18 protein-coding genes are annotated in these 23886 nt (G+C 67.5%); 3 read left to right on the forward strand and 15 right to left on the reverse strand.

Annotated features, from left to right (window positions below; all coding sequences use genetic code 11):
- Positions 1-49: 49 nt before the first annotated feature.
- On the forward strand, positions 50-1183 hold the full coding sequence (locus tag C2U58_RS05695) for an alkene reductase (protein WP_102944922.1): 1134 nt from the start codon (positions 50-52) through the stop codon (positions 1181-1183).
- Here C2U58_RS05695 and pip read toward each other — a convergent pair.
- Positions 1168-2121, reverse strand: coding sequence for a prolyl aminopeptidase (gene pip, locus C2U58_RS05700; protein ID WP_102944923.1), 954 nt, complete (start codon positions 2119-2121; stop codon positions 1168-1170). The two genes, C2U58_RS05695 and pip, sit on opposite strands and share 16 nt — an antisense overlap.
- Before the next feature lie 69 nt (positions 2122-2190).
- Complete coding sequence (locus tag C2U58_RS05705; protein ID WP_146033413.1) at positions 2191-2631, reverse strand: hypothetical protein; 441 nt, start codon at positions 2629-2631, stop codon at positions 2191-2193.
- Between the two features lie 71 nt (positions 2632-2702).
- On the opposite strand from C2U58_RS05705, the gene C2U58_RS05710 reads away from it, so the two are divergent.
- Complete coding sequence (locus C2U58_RS05710; protein WP_102944925.1) at positions 2703-7421, forward strand: ATP-dependent helicase; 4719 nt, start codon at positions 2703-2705, stop codon at positions 7419-7421.
- Positions 7422-7461: 40 nt separating this feature from the next.
- Here C2U58_RS05710 and C2U58_RS05715 read toward each other — a convergent pair whose 3' ends face one another.
- The 13 genes from C2U58_RS05715 to C2U58_RS05775 form a co-directional block, all read right to left on the reverse strand.
- Complete coding sequence (locus C2U58_RS05715) at positions 7462-8076, reverse strand: nucleotidyltransferase family protein (RefSeq protein WP_253256646.1); 615 nt, start codon at positions 8074-8076, stop codon at positions 7462-7464.
- Between the two features lie 14 nt (positions 8077-8090).
- Positions 8091-9137, reverse strand: coding sequence for an XdhC/CoxI family protein (locus tag C2U58_RS05720; RefSeq protein ID WP_102944927.1), 1047 nt, complete (start codon positions 9135-9137; stop codon positions 8091-8093).
- The gene (paoC, locus tag C2U58_RS05725; protein WP_102944928.1) at positions 9134-11332 is read right to left on the reverse strand and encodes an aldehyde oxidoreductase molybdenum-binding subunit PaoC; all 2199 of its coding nucleotides are present in this window, start codon (positions 11330-11332) and stop codon (positions 9134-9136) included. The genes C2U58_RS05720 and paoC overlap by 4 nt, the downstream gene beginning before the upstream one ends.
- Before the next feature lie 3 nt (positions 11333-11335).
- Positions 11336-12286, reverse strand: a complete 951-nt coding sequence (locus tag C2U58_RS05730; RefSeq protein ID WP_102944929.1) for a xanthine dehydrogenase family protein subunit M — start codon at positions 12284-12286, stop codon at positions 11336-11338.
- Complete coding sequence (gene paoA, locus C2U58_RS05735) at positions 12283-12927, reverse strand: aldehyde dehydrogenase iron-sulfur subunit PaoA (protein WP_102944930.1); 645 nt, start codon at positions 12925-12927, stop codon at positions 12283-12285. The genes C2U58_RS05730 and paoA overlap by 4 nt, the downstream gene beginning before the upstream one ends.
- 118 nt (positions 12928-13045) lie before the next feature.
- Positions 13046-15316, reverse strand: coding sequence for a xanthine dehydrogenase family protein molybdopterin-binding subunit (locus C2U58_RS05740; RefSeq protein ID WP_102944931.1), 2271 nt, complete (start codon positions 15314-15316; stop codon positions 13046-13048).
- Complete coding sequence (locus C2U58_RS05745) at positions 15313-16362, reverse strand: xanthine dehydrogenase family protein subunit M (protein ID WP_172448089.1); 1050 nt, start codon at positions 16360-16362, stop codon at positions 15313-15315. Before C2U58_RS05745 ends, C2U58_RS05740 begins: the two co-directional genes overlap by 4 nt.
- On the reverse strand, positions 16335-16916 hold the full coding sequence (locus tag C2U58_RS05750; RefSeq protein ID WP_102944933.1) for a 2Fe-2S iron-sulfur cluster-binding protein: 582 nt from the start codon (positions 16914-16916) through the stop codon (positions 16335-16337). The genes C2U58_RS05745 and C2U58_RS05750 overlap by 28 nt, the downstream gene beginning before the upstream one ends.
- 94 nt (positions 16917-17010) lie before the next feature.
- Positions 17011-17265 (reverse strand): hypothetical protein, encoded by a 255-nt coding sequence (locus tag C2U58_RS05755; RefSeq protein ID WP_102944934.1) that lies wholly within the window; start codon positions 17263-17265, stop codon positions 17011-17013.
- Positions 17262-18596 (reverse strand): hypothetical protein, encoded by a 1335-nt coding sequence (locus tag C2U58_RS05760; protein ID WP_102944935.1) that lies wholly within the window; start codon positions 18594-18596, stop codon positions 17262-17264. The genes C2U58_RS05755 and C2U58_RS05760 overlap by 4 nt, the downstream gene beginning before the upstream one ends.
- Positions 18597-18614: 18 nt before the next feature.
- The gene (locus C2U58_RS05765; RefSeq protein WP_102944936.1) at positions 18615-19775 is read right to left on the reverse strand and encodes an SPFH domain-containing protein; all 1161 of its coding nucleotides are present in this window, start codon (positions 19773-19775) and stop codon (positions 18615-18617) included.
- Between the two features lie 103 nt (positions 19776-19878).
- Positions 19879-20154 (reverse strand): hypothetical protein, encoded by a 276-nt coding sequence (locus C2U58_RS05770; protein WP_102944937.1) that lies wholly within the window; start codon positions 20152-20154, stop codon positions 19879-19881.
- 128 nt (positions 20155-20282) lie between these two features.
- Positions 20283-21611 (reverse strand): diguanylate cyclase, encoded by a 1329-nt coding sequence (locus C2U58_RS05775; RefSeq protein ID WP_253256647.1) that lies wholly within the window; start codon positions 21609-21611, stop codon positions 20283-20285.
- 188 nt (positions 21612-21799) lie between these two features.
- Here C2U58_RS05775 and C2U58_RS05780 point away from each other — a divergent pair, with 188 nt between their 5' ends.
- The gene (locus tag C2U58_RS05780) at positions 21800-23845 is read left to right on the forward strand and encodes a TonB-dependent receptor (RefSeq protein ID WP_102944939.1); all 2046 of its coding nucleotides are present in this window, start codon (positions 21800-21802) and stop codon (positions 23843-23845) included.
- Positions 23846-23886 lie beyond the last annotated feature (41 nt).

Below are 23886 nucleotides of genomic sequence, written 5' to 3' on the forward strand. Positions count from 1 at the left end.
AGCATGGACGCCTGCCCGCGCCGTCGGGCCCCTCCCCAGGAACCCTGCCATGACTGCTTCCCTGTTTACCCCGTTCGACCTCGCCGGCACGCCACTGCGCAACCGGGTGGTGATGGCGCCGCTGACCCGTGCCCGCGCGCCCAATGACATCGCCGACGAGCGCATCGCGCTGTACTACGCCCAGCGCGCCACGGCCGGCCTGATCGTCAGCGAGGGCACGCCGATCTCGCAGGAAGGGCAGGGATACCTGTTCAATCCGGGCATCTTCCGCCCCGAGCAGATCGAGGGCTGGCGCCTGACCACCAACTCCGTGCATGCGGTGGGTGGGAAGATCGTGGCCCAGCTGTGGCACGTGGGCCGCGTTTCGCACCCGACCATCCAGGCCGACGGCCGCCAGCCGGTCAGCGCCAGTTCGAAGCAGCCCATGGGCGCGCAGGCCTTTGGTTACGACGAAAGCGGCACACCTGCGCTGGTTGCGCCGCCCGCGCCGCGCCAGCTCGCAACGGATGAGATCGCACGGATCGTCGGCGAATTCGCACAGGCCGCGGCCAATGCCATCGAGGCAGGCTTCGACGGCGTGGAGATCCACGGCGCCAATGGCTACCTGTTCGAGCAGTTCATGAACCCGCTGGTCAACGACCGCACCGACCAGTACGCCGCCGACACCATGGAAAACCGCCTTCGCTTCACCCTGGAGGTGATCGACGCGGTGGTGGCCCGCATTGGTGCGGCGCGCACCGGCATTCGCCTCTCGCCGTACGGTCAGCTGTTCGACATGCCGCTGCACGACGGGATCGACAGTACCTACAGCGCACTGACCGAGGCGATCGGCCAGCGCGGGCTGGCCTACGTGCACCTGATGGACCAGTCCGGTTACCAGATGGGCGAGAAGGTGATGGCTGGGGGCGCTGAAACCGGCTTCCAGGCGCTGCTGCGCACCATCCGCGGCAACCTGCCGAACACCGCATTGATCCTGGCCGGTGGCCTGGACCGCGCGCGTGCCGAGCAGCTGATCGATGCGGGCCTGATCGACCTGGCGGCGTTCGGTGCGCCCTTCATCAGCAATCCCGATCTGGTTGCCCGCCTGCAGAACGGCTGGCCGCTCGCGACTGCCGACCGGACCACCTTCTATGGCGGTGGCGCGGAAGGCTACATCGATTACCCGAGTTACGCCGCAGCCTGATCGGCGAATGCATCGGTGGCGCGCACCAGCGCGTCCACCGTAGCCGGTTCGGTGGCGCCGTGGCCGGACAGCACCATCTCCAGGCGAGCTTCCGGCCACGCCTGTGACAGGTCCCAGGCGCTGCGCGGCGGGCAGATGATGTCGTAGCGACCCTGCACGATCACCCCCGGCAGGTGGCGGATGCGGTCGATGTCGCGCAGCAGCTGGCCGTGCTCGAGAAACGCGTTGTGACGGAAGTAGTGGGCTTCGATGCGGGCCTTGGCCAGGGTGTCGAGCGGGTCTGCGTCGGAGACGGCGTCCACGTCATGCACCAGCGTGGCGGCGAAGTCTTCCCAGCCCAGCCAGGCTTGCGCCGCCGCGATTCGGGTTGCTTGATCGTCGCTGTCGAGCCGCTTCCAGTAGGCTTCGATCATGTCGCCGTGTTCGTCTTCCGGCAGATAGGCGGCATAGCGCGCCCAACGTTCGGGGAAGATCCAGCGGGCGCCGCCGTCGGCCTCGGCAAACCATCTATTTTCTTCTGCGCGGCCGAGGTAGACGCCCCGCACGATCAGGCCGGTGGCGCGGTCGGGGTGGCCCTGCGCGTAGGCGAGGGCGAGGGTGGAGCCCCATGAGCCGCCGAAGATGAGCCAGCGGTCGATGCCGAGTTTGGCGCGGACGGTTTCGATATCGGCAACCAGGTGCGCGGTGGTGTTGTCGCGCAGTTCGCCGAACGGCGTGGAACGGCCGCTGCCGCGCTGGTCGATCAGGACGATGCGATAACGCGTCGGGTCGAAGAAGCGGCGGTGGGTGGGGGAAATGCCTGCGCCGGGTCCACCGTGCAGGAACACGACGGGGATGCCGTCGGGTGTACCGCATTCCTCTACGTGCAGGGTGTGCAGGGTGTCTACGGCGAGGCTGTGTTCGCGGTAGGGGGCGATGGGCGGGTAGAGCGTGCGCATGCGGGGACCTGGGGCGGGGTGCCGTTCAAGGGTAACCCAGGGTGTACGTAGGACACGCGCGGCGTGTCGCTACTCTATGGCGACGCGCACATCCCTGGCGGTGTCGCGCAGGAGCTCTACGGTGAAGTCAGGGGCGCCGCGTTGGGCTTCTATGACGACTACGTCGCCGTTTTCGACCATGACCTTGTAGCGGTCGCCCAGCCGCGCACTGATGGCGGCGCGGGCAGCGTTTGCAATCAGCGTCTCGGAGTCCCCTTCGCTGATCGGCACGTCGATGTGCATCGGCGACTCTTCCTGCAACCAGATGCGGAAGCTGACGGTGCCGTTCGATTCGGCGGCGTCATGGATCGCCAGGCGCCAGCTGTTGGCGGCCTTCGGGCGCGGCATGTCGGTGGCACGCGGGGTGAGCATGGGCGCGAACTGCGCCATCGCCGTTGAGCTGCCCGCGAACAGGACACACAGACCGAGGGAGAGGGCGACTTTCAGGGCGGGATGCGGATGGCGGTTCATGGCGGTGGCCGGTCAGTAAACAGCGGGTTGTGATCAGTATTTCTACGCCCCAGCGGGTAATCTGGACGTCAATGAGACAGTCGCCTCCCCATCACGCGCTCGTTCCGTTTGAACCCGCCACCCGCGACTGGTTCGCCTCGGCCTTCCCAGCGCCCACGCCCGTGCAAACGGCGGCATGGGCGGCCATCGGCCAGCGCCAGCACACCCTGGTGATAGCGCCCACCGGCTCGGGCAAGACGTTGGCAGCGTTCCTGCACGCGATAGACCAGCTGTACCGCCAGCGCCTGCACGACACCGGACCACGGCGCACACGCGTTCTTTACATTTCCCCGATCAAGGCGCTGGGGGCCGACGTCCAGCGCAACCTGCAGGTGCCCTTGCTGGGCGTGGATGCCGAGCGCGAGCGCCGCGGCGATCCGCCGGTCACCCTGACCGTGGCAGTCCGCACGGGCGACACGCCCAGCGCCGAACGCGCGCGGATGGTGCGGCGCCCGCCGGACATCCTGATCACCACCCCGGAATCGCTGTTCCTGATGCTGACCTCGCAGGCACGCGAGACGCTTCGGGAGGTCGACACGGTGATCGTCGACGAGATCCACGCGGTGGCCGGCAGCAAGCGCGGCACCCACCTGGCGCTCAGCCTGGAGCGGCTGGATGCGCTGCTTCAGGTGCCTGCGCAGCGCATCGGGCTGTCTGCCACGGTACGACCGGTCGAGCGGGTTGCGGCGTTCCTGGGCGGTGACCGGCCGGTGACCGTGGTCGACCCGGACAGCCCGCGCAAGCTGGACGTGCGCATCGTGGTGCCAGTGGAGGACATGGCCGACCTGCCGGCGCAGGCAGGACCCGCCGGGGAGCGCGACGGGCACGCGCGCGCCGGGTCGATCTGGCCGCATGTGGAGGCCAGCATCCTGGACCAGGTGCTGCAGCGTCGCTCGACCATCGTGTTCGCCAATTCGCGTGGGGTGGCCGAAAAGCTGACCGCGCGCCTCAACGAGTTGTACGCCGAACGCACTGCGCGTGCCGCCGGGCTCCCCGTGCCCACGGCGGTGCCGGAGCAGTACGGTTCGTTCACCGGCAGCACCGTGTCGCGCGTGCTCGACAGTCCGGAGGTGATCGCACGTTCGCACCACGGCTCGGTGTCGAAGGAACAGCGGCGCGAGATCGAACAGTCGCTCAAGGACGGTAGCCTGCGCTGCGTCGTGGCCACCTCCAGTCTGGAGCTCGGCATCGACATGGGCCTGGTCGATCTGGTGATCCAGGTTGCGGCGCCGCCGTCGGTCGCCAGCGCCCTGCAGCGCATCGGCCGCGCCAGCCACCAGGTAGGTGGCACGTCCACCGGGTTGGTGTATCCGCGCACCCGGCGCGACCTGATCGACGCGACTGTGGCGATCCAGCGGATGCTGGCCGGGCAGATCGAAGCGGTCGACCCACCGCGCAACCCGCTGGACGTGCTGGCCCAGCAGACCGTGGCCGCGGCCTCGATGGACACGCTGGACGTGGAACAGTGGTACGCCACGGTGCGCCGCGCCGCGCCGTACGTGGCCCTGCCGCGCAGTGCGTTCGACGCGACCCTGGACATGCTGGCCGGGCGCTATCCCTCCGACGACTTCGCCGGCTTTCGCCCGCGCCTGGTCTGGAACCGGCAGAGCGGCGAACTGAGTGCGCGGCCCGGCGCGAAGCTGCTGGCCGTAACCAGTGCCGGCACCATTCCCGACCGCGGCATGTACAGCGTGATGCTGCCGGAAGGCGAGGAGCGCGCCGGTTCGCGTCGGGTGGGCGAGCTCGATGAGGAAATGGTGCACGAGTCACGGGTCAATGATGTGATCACCCTGGGTGCAACGTCGTGGCGGATCGAGCAGATCACCCACGACCAGGTGGTGGTGACCCCGGCGCCCGGGCGTTCGGCGCGGCTGCCGTTCTGGCGCGGCGAGGGCGTGGGTCGCCCGGCCGAGCTGGGCGAGGCGGTGGGTGCCTTCCTGGCGGCGATGGACACGGATGCAACCACGGGCGAGATCGCGCCTGCGCATCTGCAGGACCTGCGCCGCTGCGGGCTGCAGCCCAACGCCATCGCCAACATCGTCGGCCTGCTGGACGAGCAGCGCGAGGCCACCGGCGTGCTGCCCACCGACCGCCGGCTGGTGGTGGAGCGCTGCCGCGACGAGTCCGGCGACTGGCGGGTGATGCTGCATTCGCCGTATGGGCGCCGCGTGCACGACCCGTGGGCGCTGGCCCTGGCCGGGCGTATCCAGGATCGCTGGGGCATCGATCCGGCGGTAGTGGCCAGCGACGACGGCATCATCCTGCGCATTCCCGATTCCACCGGGCGCCTGCCGGGCGCGGAGCTGTTCCTGTTCGATCCGGAACGCTTGCGTCGCGAGGTGAACCAGTCGGTCGGCAGCTCAGCGCTGTTCGCGGCCCGCTTCCGTGAGTGCGCCGCGCGCGCCCTGTTGCTGCCCCGGACCAAGCCCGGTCGCCGTTCCCCGCTGTGGCAGCAACGCCTGCGCTCGGCCGAACTGCTGGGCATCGCGCAGCGTTACCCGGACTTCCCGATCCTGATCGAGACCGCGCGCGAGTGCCTGCAGGACGTCTATGACCTGGATGCGCTCGACGCGTTGATGCAGCGCCTGGCCGAGGGCAGTGTGGAGATCGCCGAGGTCACCACCGAGGTGCCGTCGCCATTCGCCGCCAACCTGCTGTTCGGCTATGTGGCTGAGTTCATGTACGGCACCGACGTGCCGCTGGCCGAGCGTCGCGCCTCGGTGTTGTCGCTGGACACCGGTTTGCTTGGCGACCTGCTCGGGCAGGTGGATCTGGGCGAACTGCTGGATGCTGGCGTGGTGGAGCAGGTGGGGCAGGAGCTTCAGCGCCTGGCACCGCAGCGACAGGCTACGGGCAAGGAGGGCGTGGCCGACCTGCTGCGCGAGCTGGGGCCCATGAGCGAGGATGCAGTAGCGCAGCGGCTGACCGATGGCGCAGAGGCGCGCGCCCATCTGCTGGCACTGCAACGCGAACAACGCGCCTTCAAGGTACTGCTTGCCACTCGCCCGTGCTGGGCGGCGGTGGAAGATGCCGCACGCCTGCGCGACGCGCTGGGCGTGGTGCTGCCCGAAGGGCTGCCTGCTGCATTCCTGCAGGAAAGCGCAGATCCTGTTGGCGACCTTCTGGGCCGCTACGCGCGCACCCATGCACCTTTCACGACGGCCGACGCTGCGCAGCACTGGGGCCTGGGCGTGGCAGTAGCGGATGCAGGACTGGATGCCTTGTCGGCACAGGGCAAGGTGTTGGGGGGGCATTTCGGTGCAGCGCAGCGTGCCGGGCTGGACGCGGTGGCCGAACCCCTGTCGTTGGCGCGCCGGGAATGGGTAGGCGAGGGCGTGTTCCAACGCCTGCGACTGCGTTCGCTGCAGGCGGCGCGCGAGGCCACGCGACCGGCCACGCGCGAGGCTTACGTGGCGTTGTTGCTGCAGCGCCAGGAGCTGATTGCCGACGCCGCGGTGGCCACGCGCACCCGTGCGGTGCCTGCGCACGGCCCGTTGCAGGGCGCCGACGGCGTGCTGCGCGTGGTGGAGCTGCTGGCCGGTGTACCGCTGCCGGCGTCTGCCTGGGAGAACCAGATCCTGCCGGCGCGCGTGACCGACTACGCGCCCTCGATGCTGGACGGACTGCTCGCCGGCGGCACCGTGGTGTGGGCAGGACACGGCAAGCTTGGCGAGGACGATGGGCTGGTCTCGTTGCATCCGCAGGAGCTTGCGGCGGAATCGCTGCCACCCGTGGAGTCCTTCGAACCCTCCTCCTTGCAGGCCTCGATCCTGCAGGTGCTGGCCGATGGCGGCGCCTACTTTGCACGGCAGCTGCTGGCAGCGGTGGCGGCGCGCGGGGTGGAGGTGGGCAGCGATCCGGATGCACTGCACGACGCACTGTGGGAACTGGTCTGGGCGGGCCGGGTCACGACCGATATCTGGACGCCGCTACGCCATCTTTCCGGCGCCCGCCCGGTGCGGCCGCGCGTGGTCAGCTCGGCCCGGCAGGGGCGGTACGCGCGGGGCAGGGCGATGATGCATCCGCCGGGCAGCGACGATGCGCAGGGCGGACTGCGCGATGCGGCCTCCGGCGCCACCCTGGCCGGGCGCTGGTCGCTGGTGCAGCGTCCCGGCACGAGCGACACCGTGCGCGCCATAGCGCTGGCCGAAGGGCTGCTGGATCGGCACGGCATCGTGACGCGTGGCGCCGCAATCGCCGAGGGTGTTGCCGGTGGCTTCCCCGCGTTGGTGCAGGTGTATCGCGGCATGGAGGATGCGGGCCGCGTGCTGCGTGGACGGTTCGTCGAGGGCATGGGCGGGGCGCAGTTCGCCGAGCGAGGGTTGGTGGATGCGTTGCGCGAGGTGGCCGATGCGCAGGTGCCGGAGGGTCCGGGTGCGACCATCGGACTGTCCGCGGTGGACCCTGCCAACCCGTTCGGCCCGGTGCTGCCGTGGCCTGCGCACCGCGCGGTACTGCGACCCGTGCGCCGAGCTGGCGCGATCGTGGTGATCGGTGGCGGCCGGTTGCGCATGTACCTGGCGCAGGGTGGCCGGCAGCTGTTGACCTGGTTCGATGCCGATGCGGCCGACGCCGATGCCGTGTTGACGGCGGCCGCTCAGGCGCTTGCGATTGCGCTGCGCCGAGGACGGCGGGTGTCGTTCACGCTGGAGCTGATCGATGACCAGCCGGTGCGTCGCGATGCGGTGACCGAGGCATTGCGGGCGGTGGGGTTTGCCAGTGCGCCGAAGGGGTTGGGGTGGGATCCGTGACGGGCGACGTCGGTGTGCGTGGGCCGGGCAGAGCCCGGCGCTACGCGTCGATGAGGCCCAGGGATTGGGCGGCGCGCAGGTTGTCGGGGGTGTCGATGTCGAGTGCGAGTGCCGGCGCGTCAAGCAGGTAGACGCTCGCGGGATCCAGCGCGCGCAGACGCGCGCGGAACCCGCTGTCGCCGCTGCCGCCAGCCAGATCGCCAAACCAGTGCCCGGGCACCACCGCAGGCACACCCACCGTCCCCGCATCCGCATCGGTCCCAACCGAAAGCCGCGTCCCCGCACACCCCGACAACGCGTTGCACGCCCCCCGCAACAACGCATGCAGATGCGCCGCCTCCAGCGCAGGCTGATCGCACGTCACCACCAGCACCCGCGCAAACCCCGCCACCAGCGGCGCAGCCACCTCAAGACTGCTGCGCATGCCCCGCTGCGGCTCCGGGTTGATGACCATCGTGAGGGCTTGGTCGCCCAACGCTTCGGCAATGGCGTTCGCATCCGGTGGCAGCACCACCACCAGCGAGGCAGGATTGGTGCTGCGGGCCAGCCGCACCACGCGATGCAAGAGCGTTTCTCCATCGATGCGAAGCAGCTGCTTGGGCTGCCCCAGTCGCGCACTGGCACCGGCGGCCAGCACCACCACGGCATGGTCCAAGGTCCCGCCGCCCGTCATGACAGGCCTGTCGCCGCATGGCGCCACGCCTGCAACTGCGCGGCAATGCTCAATGCGATCGCCTCGGGACCCCGACCACCCAGTGCAAGTCCCACCGGCGAGCGCAGCCGGGGGGAGAGGGACGCACAGGCCTGCGGGGGCAGCACCTTGAACAGATCGTCGCGACGGCGGCGTGGCCCCAGCAGCCCGATGAAGGGGATGGGCAGGTCGGCCAGTTGCTCCAGCGCCTCGCGGTCCAGCTCGAAATTGTGATGCATCACCAACACCGCATCGGGCAACGGCGCATGCCACAGAACTGCCGTGGCGCCGACCTCATGCCCCGGTAGCGCCGGCCGTTGGCCGGCGAACGCAGACGCACCCAACGAGCAACCGCCCGACAAACGCTCGCGCCAACGCTCACGTGGTTCAACCGCCTGTACCCGCCACCCCAATCCGCGCAGCAGCGGCAGCAAGGGGGTGGCCTCTGGCCCTGCACCCAGCATCACTACGCTCGGTGCGGCACGCCACTGAATCTGCCACTGCGCACGGGCGCCGCCCCACTCGAGGGGGAGGCTGTGCAGCGAACCCGCAACTTCGCTGTCCTCGCACCGCCAGCCAAGCCGGCCTTCAGCCTCCAGCTGCAACGTCAGCGTTCCGCTACCGCGCAGCCAGCACGCCAATACGCCGCCGACGCCCTCCAGGGCGGCAAGGGGAATCAACACGATCCGCTGCAGTCCCCGGCACCCCACCGCGTTGGCCGAGAACAACGCATCATCGTCGCGGGTGTCGATCTCCATCCAGTCCAGCGCACCCTGGTCGACGGCCTGCATCGCGCGGCGCTCGATCTCCGGTTCCAGGCAGCCTCCACTCAGCCAACCCACGTGGCCTTCGTCAGTGAACAGCACCACGGTTCCCGCCCGGGTGTAGGTGGAGCCTTCCGTTTCCAGCACCACCGCCAAGGCCGCGCGCCGACCGGCACGCAGCGCGTCCAGCGTGGCCTGCAGGACCCGGCCGGGATTGCCGTCGTCCGCGTCCAGCGGCGCAGTGACCAGGCCGGCGCTCATCCGAGCTCTGGCAGCCCGCGCAGCAGCTTGTCCAGCGTGATCGGGTACTCGCGCACGCGGGTGCCGGTGGCGTTGTAGATGGAGTTGGCCACCGCTGCGCTGACCCCGCACAGGCCGAGCTCGCCCACGCCCTTGGCCTTCATCGGCGAAGACACCGGATCGGTTTCGTCCAGGAACACCACCTCCTGGTGCGGAATATCCGCCTGTACCGGCACTTCATAGCCGGCCAGGTCGTGGTTGACGAAGAAGCCCAACCGCGTGTCCACCGCCAGCTCTTCGGACAACGCCGCGCCCACGCCCATGGTCATCGCGCCGATCACCTGGCTGCGCGCGGTCTTGGGATTGAGGATGCGACCGGCCGCGCAGACGGCGAGCATGCGGCGGATGCGGCTTTCGCCGGTGGCCACGTCCACGCCCACTTCCACGAAGTGCGCGGCGAAGGTGGACTGCTGGAACTTCTCTTCCAGCTCGGCAAACTCGATGCTGTCTTCGGTAACCAGTTCGCCGTCGGCGGCGGCCTTGCCCAGTGCCACGGTCTTGCCGCCGTCGCTGACCTTGCCGTCGGCGAAGGTCGCCGTGGCAGGGTCAAGGCCGAGCTTGGCGGCAACGGCGTCGCGCAGCTTGGTGCAGGCCGCGAACACGCCTGCGGTCGAACTGTTCGCACCCCATTGCCCCCCGGAACCCGCCGAGGCCGGGAAGCTGGAATCGCCCAGCTTCACCGTGACCTTCTCGATCGGCACACCCAGCATTTCGGCGGCGGTCTGCCCGATGATGGTGTAGCTGCCGGTGCCGATGTCGGTCATGTCGGTTTCCACCGTGACCTGGCCAGTGGCATCCAGTCGCACGCGCGCACCGGATTTCATCACCAGGTTGTTGCGGAAGCCTGCGGCCACGCCCATGCCGACCAGCCAACGGCCATCGCGCTGCTGGCCCGGTTGGGCATTGCGCTTGTCCCAGCCAAAACGCTGTGCACCATCACGCAGGCACTGCACCAGCTGGCGCTGCGAGAACGGGCGCTCCGGGTTGGCCGGGTCGACCTGGGTGTCGTTGCGGATGCGGAACTCGATCGGGTCGAGCTTGAGCTTCTCCGCCATTTCATCCATCGCGATTTCCAGCGCCATCAGTCCCGGTGTCTCACCGGGAGCGCGCATCGCATTGCCTTCCGGCAGGTCCAGGTTCGCCAGGCGCAGGCCTGCCAGGCGGTTGGCACCGGCATACAGCAGTTTGGTCTGCTGCACGGCTTCTTCGGGCGAGCCGCCGGGGAGGTTGCCCGACCACGATTCGTGACCGATGGCGGTGAGGGTGCCTTCGGCGGTGGCGCCCAAGCGGATGCGCTGCAGCGTGGCCGGGCGATGCGTCGTGTTGTTGGCGATCTGCGGGCGCGAGAGCGCCACCTTGACCGGTCGTTTCGCCGCACGTGCGCCCAGTGCCGCCAGCAGCACGTCCGAACGCACGAACAGCTTGCCGCCGAAGCCGCCACCGATGTACGGCGAGATCAGCCGCACGTTGTCCTTGGGCATGCCCAGCGTCTTGGCCAGGTCGCCCTTGCCCCAGTCGATCATCTGGTTGGAGGTCCACACGGTCAGCGTGTCGCCCTCCCACGCGGCGAGCGTGGCGTGTGGTTCCATCATGGCATGCGACTGGTCGGGCGTATGGTAGGTCGCATCCAGCGTGACCGGTGCATTGCCATAGGCTCGTTCGAAGTCGCCCACGCGTGCGTCCGGATCGGTCTTCTGGAAGTTGGTGCCGGCCTTCTTCGCCGCAGCGAGGTCGTAAGCGCCTTTCTCCGTTGCGTAGCGCACCTTGACCAGCCCGGCGGCTGCGCGCGCCTGCTCAAACGTTTCGGCCACCACCAGCGCCAGGGCCTGGTGATAGTGGGAAATCTCCGGACCGCCCAGCAGCGCGGCGGCGTTGCGTTCCGACTTCTGCAGCGGACCGGCGTTATCGGCGGTGACGATGGCCAGCACGCCCGGCGAGCGGCGCGCCGCGTCCAGCTCCATGCCGCTGACCCGACCCTTGGCGATGCCGGCAGTCACCACGTAGCCGTAGGCAGGGTTGGCGATGGCATCGTGCCGTTCATACGCATACGGCGCGTGCCCGGTGGTCTTCAGCGGGCCGTCGATGCGGTTCAACGGCTTGCCGACCACCTTGAGCTGGTCGATGGGATTCTTGCCGGCGGGTGTGTCGAATTTCATGGCTTACCCCTTCGCTTCCAGCAGCACGGCGGCGAGCGTGCGTTCGGCCAGCTGCACCTTGAAGGCGTTCTGTGACGAGGGCGTCGCGCCTTCCAGCAGCTTGGCCATCACTGCGCTTGCGCCCCGTGGAAGCAGCGCATCCGCCTCCGGCGTGCGCCACGGTTTGTAGGCCACGCCACCAAGCGCCACGCGGCCAGTGCCGTCGCGCTGGACCACCGCAGCCACCGATACCAGCGCAAACGCATACGACGCGCGGTCGCGCACCTTGCGGTAGATATGGGTGCCGCCGAGCGGGGCAGGCAGCACGGCCGCCGCGATCAGCTCGCCCTTCTCGAGCACGGTTTCCAGCTGCGGGGTAGTGCCCGGCGGGCGATACAGGTCGTTCAACGGAATGCGCCGGCTGGAACCATCCGGGCGGATGGTTTCCACCACCGCATCCAGCGCCATCATCGCCACCGCCATGTCGCTCGGGTGGGTGGCAATGCAGGCGGGGCTGGTACCGACCACGGCCAACTGCCGGCTGATGCCGCCAATCGCCCCGCAACCGCTGCCGGGCAGGCGCTTGTTGCAGGGCTGCGCGGTGTCGTAGAAGTAGGGGCAGCGGGTGCGCTGCAGGAGGTTGCCGGCAGTGGTCGCCTTGTTGCGCAGCTGGCCGGAAGCACCCGCCACCAATGCGCGGGTCAGCAGCGCATAGTCGCTGCGGATGCGCGTGTCGGCGGCCAGGTCGGTGTTGCGCACCAGCGCGCCCACGCGCAGGCCGCCGTCTTCGGTGGCTTCGATCGTATCCAGCTGCAGCCCGTTGACGTCGATCAGGTGGGCCGGGGTTTCGATCTCCAGCTTCATCAGGTCGAGCAGGTTGGTGCCGCCGGCGATGAAGCGTGCGCCCTGGGTGCGCGCGGCCGCAGCAGCGGCTTCCGCAGGCGAGGTGGCGCGTTCGTAGCTGAAGGCTCTCATGCGCGGTTGCCTCCGACGTCTTCAATGGCTTCGACGATGTTGGAGTAGGCACCGCAGCGGCAGAGGTTGCCGCTCATGCGCTCCCGGATCTCGTCGGTGGACAGCGCGGTGCGCGCCTCCAGATCGCCGGTCACGTGGCTGGGAATGTTGTCGCGCACTTCCTGGAGCACCGCAACGGCCGAACAGATCTGGCCAGGCGTGCAGTAGCCGCACTGGTAGCCGTCGTGCTTCACGAACGCGGCCTGCATGGCGTGCAGGTTGTCCGGGCTGCCCAGCCCTTCGATGGTGGTGATCTTCGCGCCCTGGTGCATCACCGCCAGGGTCAGGCAGGCATTGATCCGGCGCCCGTCGACCAGCACCGTGCAGGCACCGCACTGGCCGTGGTCGCAGCCCTTCTTGGTGCCGGCCAGGTGCAGGTGCTCGCGCAGGGCGTCGAGCAGGGTCACGCGCGTGTCCAGTTGCAGGGTACGGGGACGGCCGTTCACCTCGAAAGCGACCTCGGCGGTGACCGGGGCGCGCGCACCCGGGGTATTCCCCTGCGCCTCGGCTACCGCGGCCGGCAGCACCATGGTGGTGGCCGAGCCGGCGCCGAGTTTCAGTACGTCGCGGCGCGACAGGGAAAGGTGCGGAGGGGTGCTCATCGATTGGCTCCTCGTTGGCTGCTGCAGCCTGGCTCACGGGGGTGGACACGGCCACGCCCCAAGCGCACCGATGCCCCCATCATCGGGGAGCCCGGGTAGGCATACGGTGAAACGCCGCTCAGCGCATGACCTTGTCCGGGGTGATCGGCGTGCTGCGGATGCGCTTTCCCGTGGCGTGGTAGATGGCGTTGCTGACCGCTGCCGACACACCGACCAGACCGATCTCGCCCACACCCTTCGCGCCCAGGCTGCTCACTACCCGGTCGTCCTCATCGGCGAACAGCACCTCGATGTCGTGGATGTCCGCATTCACGGAAACGTGATACTGGGCCAGGTCATGGTTCATGAACCGGCCGAAGCGATGGTCCGCCTCGGTGTGTTCATGCAGTGCCTCGCCGATGCCCCAGATCACGCCGCCGACGATCTGGCTGCGCGCGGTGGTCGGATTCAGGATGCGCCCGGCGGCGACCGCGCTGACCACGCGCATCACCCGAACCGTGCCCAGCTCTTCGTCGACCCGCACTTCCACGAAGACCGCGCTGTGGGTAGCACGCACGAATTTACGCTGCTCCAGGATGTCCGGCAGCAGCAGGTACTTCGCCTCGATGCCATCCAGCTGGCCGTCGGCAAGCAGGGCCGTCAGCGGCACCGCACTCCCAGGATCGTCGCGCAGGGCCATGCTGCCGCGCGCGAACACCAGATCGTGCACCCGGGCGCGGGCGAAGGCCACGCGGCCCTGCTTGCGGGCGAGTGCCAGAAGCTGTTTCTGCAGCTTTTCGCAGGCGCCCTGGACCGCAGAGCCTACCGTGGTGACATGCGAGGAGCCGCCTTCGATGGGCGCCACCGGCAGGGTCGAGTCGCCCATCTGGAAGCTCACCTGCTCCAGCGGCAGGCCCAGTGCCTCCGCCGCAATCATGCTCATCACCGTGTAGGTACCGGTGCCGATATCGCTGGCGGCGCTGCTCACCACCAGCCGACCGTCGGCGTGCAACCGGGCATGGGCGCGCGCGAACATCTGCATAGCATCCCATTGCCCGGTGGCCATGCCCCAGCCGACCCATTCGTGGCCTTCGCGTCGAGCGCGCGGCAGCGGTGCGCGTTCGCTCCAGCCGAAGCGCTCGGCACCCAACCGGTAGCAGTCTCGCAGTGCCTTGGTGGAGAACGGCTTTCCGTCAGCGGGGTTGACCTCGGCGTAGTTCTTCAACCGGAGCGCCAGCGGGTCCATGTCGATGTCCGCCGCCAGCTCGTCCATCGCCACTTCCAGCGCATGCATGCCGTGGGCAGCGCCCGGGGCCCGCATGTCGATGGGGGTGTACTGGTCCAGGTCCACCAGCTTGTAGCCCAGGTGCACGTTGTCGCAGGCGTACAGCTGCCCGCTCCAGTTGACCACTACTTCCACGTAATCTTCGAACCGTGACGTCTCGGCCACCGCGTCGTGCGAAATGGAGCGCAGCGTGCCGTCCGCGTCGGCCGCCAGCTTCACCCGCTGCACGGTTTCAGGGCGGTGTCCAAAGGTGAACATCTGCTGCCGGGTCAGCACCACGCGTACCGAGCGCTCCAGCGCCAGGCTGCCCATCACCGCCAGCGGCAACTGGTACTGCGGGCGCAGCCCGGAACCGAATGCGCCGCCGACATAGGGGTTGCGCACGGTGACCTTCTTCTTTGGCAGGCCAAACACCTGCGACACGTACCAGCGGCTGTTCTGCGAGCCCTGGGTCTTGTCGTAGATGGTGAGGTGGCCGTCGGCGTCGCGGATCACCGTGCTGGCGAACAGCTCCATCGGGTTGTGGTGTTCCACGCCGTGGTAGAAGTCGGCCACCACCTGGTGGGGTGCGTTGGCGAAGGCTGCGGTCGGGTCGCCCTTGTCCTTCGGTGGTGCGGAAAAGCCGGCCTTCATCTTGCGCGGCTCGCGCGCCCGGCCCATGGCGGCGAGCAGGTTGGTATCGTGTTCTTCCACCTCGTAATGCGTTTCGACGCGCCCGGCCGCTTCCCGCGCGGCCTCGAACGTCTCGGCCAGCACCAGCGCAACCGGCTGGCCGCTGTAGCGCACTACGTCGTCGTACAACGCACGGAAGGGTTTGCCGGCGGGGGCGGTCATGTCCTTGTAGAACAGGCCGTTGCCACGCATGTGCGGGCGGTTGAGATGGGTGATGATCTTCAGCACCCCGGGCACGGCCTCGGCTTCCTGGAGACTGAAGCCGAGGATGCGACCCTTGGCGATGGTGCTGTTGACGGCGACGCCGTAGACAAGGTCCGTCGCGGGCCATTCGGCCGCATAGCGTGCCTGCCCGGTGACCTTGGCGCGGCCGTCGATGCGCGGGGTACCGGTGCCAGTGGGTACATGGCCAGTGCCGGGTATGGCGACGGGAGGCTGCAGTGGCAGGTTCATGCGGCATCTTCCTGATTGATCACTGTGCCCTTCGCTGCGGTTTCGAGCGCGCGCACGATGGCGCGGTGCGCCAGTGGAATCTTGAATGCGTTCTGACCCTGCGAGACCGCGCCTTTCAACAGGCGATCAGCCGCGAGCGCGAAGGTGGCCGGGGACGGCTTCGCGCCGGCCAACAGCGATTCCGCTTCCAGGCTCCGCCACGGTTTGTGTGCGACCCCGCCCAACGCCAGCCGCGCGCTACGGATGCTGCCGTCTTCGTCAAGATCCAGTGCTGCCGCCACGGACACCAGCGCAAAGGCATAGGACAGGCGCTCGCGGATCTTCAGGTAGGCGCGGTGCGCGGCGTACTGCGTGGCAGGCGGCAGTTCGATGCGCAGGATCAGTTCGTCGGCTTCCAGCGTGCTGTCGATGTGCGGGATGTCGCCCGGCAGCCGGTGGAAATCGAGGAACGGAATGCTGCGCTCACCGCGCACGCTGGCCACGTGCACGGTGGCGTCGAGCGCCGCCAGGGCCACGCACATGTCGGAAGGGTGGGTGGCGATGCAGTGCTCACTGGCGCCCAGGATGGCGTGGTGGCGGGTGAGGCCGCCAATGGCCGAGCAGCCGCTGCCCGGCTCGCGCTTGTTGCACGGCGTGGCACGGTCGTAGAAATAGGTGCAACGGGTCCGCTGCAGCAGGTTGCCACCGTTGCTGGCCATGTTGCGGATCTGCGGCGAGGCAGCCGCCAGCATCGCCGCGGACAGCAGCGGGTAGTCGCGTTCGACCAGCGGGTGCCAGGCGGTGTCTGCGTTGCGCGCGGTTGCGCCCAGGCGCAGGCCGCCATCGTCGCGCTGTTCGATGGCGTCGAGCGGCAACCGGTTGATATCGACCAGTGCGGCCGGCGTCGTCACCTGCAGCTTCATCAGGTCGAGAAGGTTGGTGCCGCCGGCGATGAACCTGGCGTTGCGGGCAGATTCGCCGGCAGCCAGGACCTGCAGGGCCTGCGGGATGGATTCGGGGCGATGGTAGGCGGCCGGGATCATGCCGGCACCGTCCCGGGGACCCAGTGCTGCGGTGTTGCAGCGTCCTGTGTTGGTTCGATCCCGGCGACCGACATCACCGCTTCGGTGATCTGCGGGTAGGCTCCGCAGCGGCAGATGTTGCCACTCATCAGTTCGCGCACCTGGTCGCGAGTGCACGCCTTGCCTTCGTTGATCAGGCCCTGTGCCGAGCAGATCTGACCGGGGGTGCAGTAGCCGCACTGAAGCGCATCGCAGGCGATGAAGGCCTCCTGCAGCGGGTGCAGTGCATCGCCGTCGGCAAACCCTTCGATGGTCTGGATTTCGGTGCCGTCCTGCATCACCGCCAAGGTCAGACAGCTGTTGATCCGTCGGCCATCCACCAGCACCGTGCAGGCGCCGCACTGGCCGTGGTCGCAGCCTTTCTTGGTGCCGATCAGATGAAGCCGTTCACGCAGCAGGTCAAGCAGGCTGACCGTGGACTCCACCTGGAGCGTGTGCTGCTCGCCATTCACGATGAGGCTGAGCGGGTACAGCACGCGCGGACCGGGGGCTGGGCGCTCGGGAGGGGCAGCAAGGGGTGATGCGACTGGCTCGCTCATGGCAGTTCCGGCTGGGGCGATTTCCCCTACGGTGTGCCATGGGTTGTCTAGTCAGGGTGCACGGGTGATGCACGGGGTGCGAAGGCGGGCACGTTCATCCGCCCCCGCCGCGCACCACCCGCTTGCGATACTCGCGCACGTTGTCCCCGCGGATCCGCGTCCCCTGCGTGCCGTTGTTGGTATCCACCATCCGGTCCGAACCGGTCACCGGCTTGGCTTCCACCGTGGTCTCGCGCTCGAACGCGTGCGACTTGTCGATATTGCGGTAATAACGGTACAAGCCCCAATACAATGCCGTTGCGCTGGCAGGGCCAGCCAACAGCAACCAGAGTCCACTATCGTCGCTCATGAGCCTGCTACCAGGATCCAAAGGGTGATGGCTTCAACGATCGTACCGGTGGTAAGCGCGGCCAGCAGCAGCTTCCACTGCTGCACCGGCACGCTGCCCATGGTTTCACCGGTACGCCCGTTGACCGCGATGTAATGCAGCATGCCGCCGTTGCGGCCAGGCTGGTGGTACGAGTACAGCCACACCGGCAGGTACATGGAGACCCAGCGCGAACCGTGCACATCGACCTGCTCGGTTTCCCAGCGCACGCCGCGGTCATAGCGGCGTACCGAGCCTTCCACCTGCGAGCGGGCGATGGATAGCAGCTGGTCTTCCAGCCGTGGTTTCATCTTCTCCACGTCCAGGTTGCGCTTTTCCGAGCTGAAGCCCAGCAGGTATGAGGCGTTCCACTTCAGCGCGTTCTTGGTGTCGAACGGCAGGATCGTGTTGATGATGTTGTTGGTGTTGGCCTTGATGTCCAGGTTGCCACGCTCGGCCGAGGATTCCATGGGCAGGTCGTCCACGGTGAAGTCCACCGACCGCTCCACCTGGTACACGTCCGCGTCGTAGTAGGTCTTCTTCTTGTCGCCCTCGCCCCGCGTGTACTGGCGGGTCTGGATCTCGCCCTTGCCGGTCACGCTGGCGCTGACGTTGCTGTCCACGATCATGTACGGCATGTACACGCCGACCACGTTTTCCGGCGTGAACTGGTCCTTGAACGCTTTCAGCGCGAACAGGCGGCGCTTGTCCACGAACTGGCGGATGCGCGCAACCGCATCGTCCTTGGTGATCCGGAACGGCAGCACCGCGTCGGGCACGGCGCCGTTGGACACCTGCTCGTTGACCCCGAACACGTGGCGGCACCAGTGGCAGCGTGCGGTCATGGTGGTTTCGGTATTGATGGTCACTTCCGCACCGCAGCCGGTGCACTTGAAGCTCATCAGGCTGGCCGTGCCGGCTTCGATGTCGCGTGCGCCCGAAGCGATGATCGTGCCACGCAGCTGGTCCAAGCCTTCGCCCAGACCATATTCCTGTTCAACCGAGGCGCCGTGCCATTCGTGACGGCAGAACTGGCAGATCAGCACGTCGGTGCCGAGCTTGAGCCGCACGTCGGTCGAGCCGCACTTCGGGCAGCGGTTCAGGCCGTCCTTGAGCTCTTCGGCACGGGTGTCGAGGGCGACCGGGTCCGGCGCCTCGATCTCGGCGCGGATCGGGTCGGGCAGGGTGGCCGGGTCCAGCGGAAAGGTGCCCGGCAGCGGCGGTACGTCACGCGGCGAGCCGGGGCCGGTAACGGCCTCCGGCAACGGCGGTGGAGCCCCGGGCAACGGGGGCGGGGTTCTGGGGTCGGACATGGTTCGGTTCTGTCCGCCTTAGAGACCCAGCGCCTTGGCCTTGAGTGCGTCGTAATCGGCTTGGGTGATCAGACCGAGGTCGAGCATTTCCTTGGCCTTGGTCAGCTTGGCCACCGGGTCGTCGGCGGCCGGCGCGGCGGGTGCGGCTGGCGCCACCGGCTGCTGCAGCGAGCCAATGCCACCCATCATGCCCGAGGCCATGCCCACGCCCATGATGCCGGCCGCGCCGCCGTTCTCACCGGCGGACTGGATGCCCTGCGCAACGCTGGCCTGCAGGTTGGAGTTACCACGCCCGCCGGACAGCGCGTCGGCGCGCTGCACGGTCTTGAGCAGCTCGCGGGTGTTGGCGTCGTACTCGATGGAAACAATGGCGGTCTTGACGATGGCCAGGCCGCGGTCGGACTTCCACTGGTAACCCTGTTCCACCGCGGCGGAGAGGCTCTGCGCGAAGCCGAGCGAATCCTGCTGCAGCTTGGTGATGCGATTGCCCTTGCCGGGATCGTTCGTATACAGACTGAACGCCGGGGCCAGCGAGCCCACCACTTCGTTGAAGAGCTGGGTAGCCGCGGCGTTGTCCATGTCGGTGAAGTCGAACACCTTGCCCGGCTGCAGGTAACTGGCGGGCACGAAGTTCTTCACGAACAGGATCGGGTCGACGATCTTGAGCGTGTACGAGCCGCGCGTGACCGCGCCCACCTGGGTGTTGAGGAAGCCGTCGTCCCAGTAGATTTCGGACTGGGTGCCGAAGCGGTTGTCTGGCAGTTCCTTCAGAGAGACGAAGAACGCCTGCTGCTGGCCGCCCGGCTGGCCGCCGAACTTGAAGCGCTCCCAGCTCTGCTTGATCAGCGGGGTGACGATACCGTCGCCGGCGAAGATCGACTGCGAATTCAGGTCATCCGAGCGCCATTCATACCCACCCGGCTCGGCCACGAAGCCGGTGATCGCGCCGTCCTGGAACAGCAGCAGGCCGTAGCCTTCCGGCACCACGATCTTCGAGCCATTGGTGATGATGTTGGACGAGCCGCTGGTGTTGGACCCGCGCCCGGCGTTGGTGCCCTGCGGGACCGCCGCGAACAGCGCCGCAGTAGCCGGCAGCCCAGCCGGGACGGTGTAGAAGTCCTTCCACTGGTCGGCCAGCACGCCGCCCACTGCACCCTTGACTGCTTGAATGAGACCCATGACCCGCTCCCTGCGATCCAAGGACGGGCGGGGTGCCCGTCACGATGGATGGACTATAGCAGCGAGGGGTGGCGCGGGGATGGGCGTTTCCGGCAGGGGGTCCTTACGGTAGGTCGCACTTCATCTTGCCGTCTACGTAGTACGGCTTGGGTACATTGGGGTTGTCGCTGGTCTTTTCGAACACCACTTCGAAGGAGTCCGCGTCGGGCACTCCCTTGCGGTCGGTGCAGGCGTCCTGGAGTTTCTTCTTGACCGCAGCCAGGCCCGCGTCGCGATTCGCACCTTCGGCGCTGTTGGTCAGGTTGGCGACTTCGGCGAAGGCCAGGGAGCTGGTGCCCAGCAGGCATGCGGTGAGAAGGGCAGCGTAACGCTTCTTCATTGCGACTCCTTTGCAGTGTTCGGTAGCGCCTGTCCGTGGTATCCAGAAAGGCGATTGAAACGCCGGGCGTCATGCCCGTAGCGCGTTGTCAGGATAGGGAACGGAGGTTAAGGCGCTGTCGTGCGCCATCATGCGTCCCGCTCGGGGCGCTCACGCCGCCGACGCTCGTAGAGCTTCATGTCGGCGCGATTGATGGTGTCGGCCACCGTCTCCGAAGGGCGATTGATGGCGCAGCCGCCGGAGAAGCGGATCGGGGAGAGGTAGGCGCGGTCTTGGTACTCGGCCTCCAGTGCCTGCAGGCGTTCCAAGGTGGCGCCCGGTACGAACACCAGGAATTCGTCGCCGCCAAGTCGGACCACCACTTCGCCTTCCTGCAGCGGTTCGGACAGGAACGACACGAAGTCGACCAGCACCGCATCGCCATGCGCGTGGCCCTGGGTGTCGTTGATTTCCTTGAAGTGGTCCAGGTCGAACACCAGGCAGCCCCAGGCTTCGGGCTGGTTCTCGGCAAGTTCGGCGAGGTAGCGGCGATTGAAGGAGCGGGTGAGCGGGTCGCGGATGGCCATGTCCAGCAGTTGGCGCTCCTGCAGGTGCTGTGTGGTGATGTCTTGGGCGTGGCCAAGCACGTACTGCGGACTGGCCTCGGTGTCGAGGATGTTGTGGTACGCCCAGTAGCGGCGTGAGCCATCTTCCGCCAGCAGTTCCATCACGCCTGAGTCGCTCTGGTTCTCGGCGATGCGCTGCAGGTAGTCCTGCAGCAGGTGCTGCCGTTCTTCGGGAATGATCTCCGCGAGCGAATGCCCCACCAGCTCCGCTTCCGGGCGGTCCAGCGAGGCGGAGGCGGCCGGGTTGACCGAGGTGATGATGCCGTCCAGCGTATGCGTGCAGATCAGGCCCAGGCTGTGCTGGAACAGCCGGCGGTAGCGCGCCTCGCTTTGTGACAGTGCCTCGCTGGCCTGCCGTTGCTCGGCCATCCGGTTCAGCAGGCTGGCGCGCTGCTCCATGGCGAAGGCGGCGACCTGTGCCAGCCATGCGAGGGCTTCACGCTGGCCGCCGCTGGCCTGGCCCGGCGCGGTGTCGAGCAGGCACAGGGTGCCGATCCGGTTGCCGCCCTGTACCCGGATCGGTGCGCCCAGGTAATGACGCACGAAGGGCGGCCCCTGCACGATGGGGTTGTCGGCAAACCGGGGATCCTCGCTGGCGTCCTGCACCTCCAGCACCATGTCGGACTGGATCGCCCAGGTGCAGAAGGAGATGTCGCGGGCGGTTTCCGACGCGGCATCGATGCCCACCAGCGACTTGAACCACTGGCGGTTGCCGTCGATCAGCGAAATCATCGCGATCGGCATCCCGGTCATGGCGTGGGCTGCACGGGTCAGGGCGTCGAAGAATGGCTCCGGGTCGGAATCCAGAATCCGCAGGTACTCCACTGCAGCTTGACGCTCGCGTTCGGTCACTCCACGCCTCCACAGCCTGTTACGGCGCAGCCCTCCGCTGCGACCGTCCCATCCTAGGTTTCTCCCGGGCAGGGTCCGGTGAAACTGGCGGGGAGAGAAGGGGGGTCGTGGTTCCATTGTGTGGCATGAGGGACCCAGCGTGATGTTATAGTGTTACATCCACTGCCTATTCATAACGACAGTCCTTGATGAAGATCCATGCCTTGGTGGCCGCCACTGCCGCCATCCTGTTCGCGCCCGAAACCCGCGCCCAGTCGTCCGACTCCGCGCTCACGCTGGGCAAGGTCGACGTACACCAGCACACCGAAGGCCAGCTCACTGCCCACCAGGTGCTGACCTCGGTCGACGTGCTGGGCGCCGACCAGATCGAGGACAAGAATGTCTCGCAGAGCTGGGAACTGCTGGGCCAGATGCCCGGGATCCAGCTGACCGAATTCCGCCAGGGCGCCGAGTCGGGCAAGGTCAGCTTCCGCGCTTTCAATGGCGAGGGTTACCTCAATGCGATCAAGACCCTGATCGACGGCGTGCCCAGCAACGTCAACAGCGGCAACCAGCGTTTCATCGACATGCTGTTCCCGCTGGAGATCAGCTACATCGAAGTGGTGCGCGGGACCAACGATCCGCGCTATGGCCTGCACAACATCGGCGGCAACGTGAACTTCGGTACCCGCCAGGGCGGCAACTACACCGACGGCCGGCTCAGCTACGGCAGCTACAACACCCGCGACGCACAGCTGGCGGTCGGCCGTGAGGGCAACGGCGTCGCGCAGAACTATTTCTTCGGCACCCAGGCCTCCGACGGCTACCGCGACCACGACACCTCACGAAAGTACGCGCTGGGCGGCAAGTGGTTTCATGGCAGCCTGGACGATGGCGTGCGGGTCGGGCTGACCGCCCGCACCTACCATCAGGAAGCAGACGAGCCGGGTTTCATGACGGCCGAAGAACTGCGTACGGACCGCCGTGGCTCGCAGCTGCGCAACGCCAATGATGTCGACGAGCGCGACATGCGCCAGATCGGCGTGCACCTGGACCTGAAGCTGGCGGACAACCTGTTCCTGGGCAGCAAGCTCTATTACAACCGGTACGAAGACGACCGCAAGGTCACCTTCAGCGACCTGCCGACCGGCAACGCGCCGCGCCAGCGACGGGTATGGGATGAAAAGCAGACCGGCATGCTGACCACGTTGACCTGGCAGCCCGCCGAAACCCTTACGCTGGAAGGAGGGCTCAACTACGAGCATCAGGACAACGGCTATATCCGCGAGCGTTTCAGCTACGCAGAGCCCACCGACTTCTCGGCGCCGCCAGCGCGGGTGCAGAACAACGACCGCCACACGTTCGACAACTGGGGCGCATACGCGCAGGCGATCTACCAGCCCATCGAAGCGCTGAAGATCGTGCCGGCGTACCGGGTGGACCGGTTTGATGGCAATACGCGGTTGCAGGGTGGCGTGACCGGGCCGTTGCAGCGCTACGGCACCATCGGGCAGCCAAAGCTCAGTGTGGTGTATGCCTTCACCGATACGGCCAATGTGTACGCCAACTGGGGTCGCACCTTCCAGGTGCTGACTGGCTCGACGCCGCCGGCGTACCTGACCCCCGGGCAGGGGCCGATGGGCGCTTCCACCAACACCGGCATGGAGCTGGGCATGAAATTCAGCCCGTTCGCGGGCAGCCAGGCGCGTGTTGCGGTGTGGCAGCAGGACGCGGCCAATGAGGTGTCCAACATGCCGGCTACCGGCACTACCGTGACCCTGGGCAAGACCCGGCGCCGTGGCGTTGACGCGCAGATCAGTGCCAGCTTGGGCGAGCGCTGGACGGTGTGGGCGTCGCATGCATACCAGGAAGCGAAGATCGAGCGGGATAACCGCGATGCGAGTCTGTCGCTGGAAGGGCGGGAGGTGGCGGCCACGCCGCGTTACATCAGCAATATCGGAGTCGATTTCCAGGCGACCGAGGCGCTGCAGTTGGGGCTGCAGGGCAGGGCGCAGGGGGATTACTACCTGGAGGAGCGCAATGTGGCTGGGAAGTACGGTGGCTTTGCGGTGCTGGATCTGAGTGCGCGCTATGACATCAGCCCGCGCTGGAGCGTGGATGTGCAGGTGAAGAATGTGATGGATCGCGAGTATGCGTATGCGTGGTATGACAGTTTCTTCTGGGAGCAGCCGCAGCCGATGTTTTCGCCGGCGGCGGGGCGGGGCGTGTATTTCGGGTTGAACATGAAGTTGTGATGCGCGCGGGCGTAGAGCCGGGCTCTGCCCGGCTCCAGGGA

It is taken from the genome of Stenotrophomonas sp. VV52, assembly GCF_002893095.1.
Lineage (GTDB): Bacteria > Pseudomonadota > Gammaproteobacteria > Xanthomonadales > Xanthomonadaceae > Stenotrophomonas > Stenotrophomonas aracearum.

Excerpts from the sequence above, each read along its gene's own strand:
- C2U58_RS05720 (WP_102944927.1), bottom strand. The coding sequence starts at position 9,137 with ATGAGCGCCGGCCTGGTCACTGCGCCGCTGGACGCGGACGACGGCAAT.
- paoC (WP_102944928.1), bottom strand. The coding sequence starts at position 11,332 with ATGAAATTCGACACACCCGCCGGCAAGAATCCCATCGACCAGCTCAAG.
- C2U58_RS05705 (WP_146033413.1), bottom strand. The coding sequence starts at position 2,631 with ATGAACCGCCATCCGCATCCCGCCCTGAAAGTCGCCCTCTCCCTCGGT.
- C2U58_RS05755 (WP_102944934.1), bottom strand. The coding sequence starts at position 17,265 with ATGAGCGACGATAGTGGACTCTGGTTGCTGTTGGCTGGCCCTGCCAGC.
- C2U58_RS05695 (WP_102944922.1), top strand. The coding sequence starts at position 50 with ATGACTGCTTCCCTGTTTACCCCGTTCGACCTCGCCGGCACGCCACTG.
- C2U58_RS05710 (WP_102944925.1), top strand. The coding sequence starts at position 2,703 with ATGAGACAGTCGCCTCCCCATCACGCGCTCGTTCCGTTTGAACCCGCC.
- C2U58_RS05740 (WP_102944931.1), bottom strand. The coding sequence starts at position 15,316 with ATGAACCTGCCACTGCAGCCTCCCGTCGCCATACCCGGCACTGGCCAT.
- C2U58_RS05760 (WP_102944935.1), bottom strand. The coding sequence starts at position 18,596 with ATGTCCGACCCCAGAACCCCGCCCCCGTTGCCCGGGGCTCCACCGCCG.
- C2U58_RS05765 (WP_102944936.1), bottom strand. The coding sequence starts at position 19,775 with ATGGGTCTCATTCAAGCAGTCAAGGGTGCAGTGGGCGGCGTGCTGGCC.
- C2U58_RS05780 (WP_102944939.1), top strand. The coding sequence starts at position 21,800 with ATGAAGATCCATGCCTTGGTGGCCGCCACTGCCGCCATCCTGTTCGCG.
- C2U58_RS05770 (WP_102944937.1), bottom strand. The coding sequence starts at position 20,154 with ATGAAGAAGCGTTACGCTGCCCTTCTCACCGCATGCCTGCTGGGCACC.
- C2U58_RS05750 (WP_102944933.1), bottom strand. The coding sequence starts at position 16,916 with ATGAGCGAGCCAGTCGCATCACCCCTTGCTGCCCCTCCCGAGCGCCCA.
- paoA (WP_102944930.1), bottom strand. The coding sequence starts at position 12,927 with ATGAGCACCCCTCCGCACCTTTCCCTGTCGCGCCGCGACGTACTGAAA.
- C2U58_RS05730 (WP_102944929.1), bottom strand. The coding sequence starts at position 12,286 with ATGAGAGCCTTCAGCTACGAACGCGCCACCTCGCCTGCGGAAGCCGCT.
- pip (WP_102944923.1), bottom strand. The coding sequence starts at position 2,121 with ATGCGCACGCTCTACCCGCCCATCGCCCCCTACCGCGAACACAGCCTC.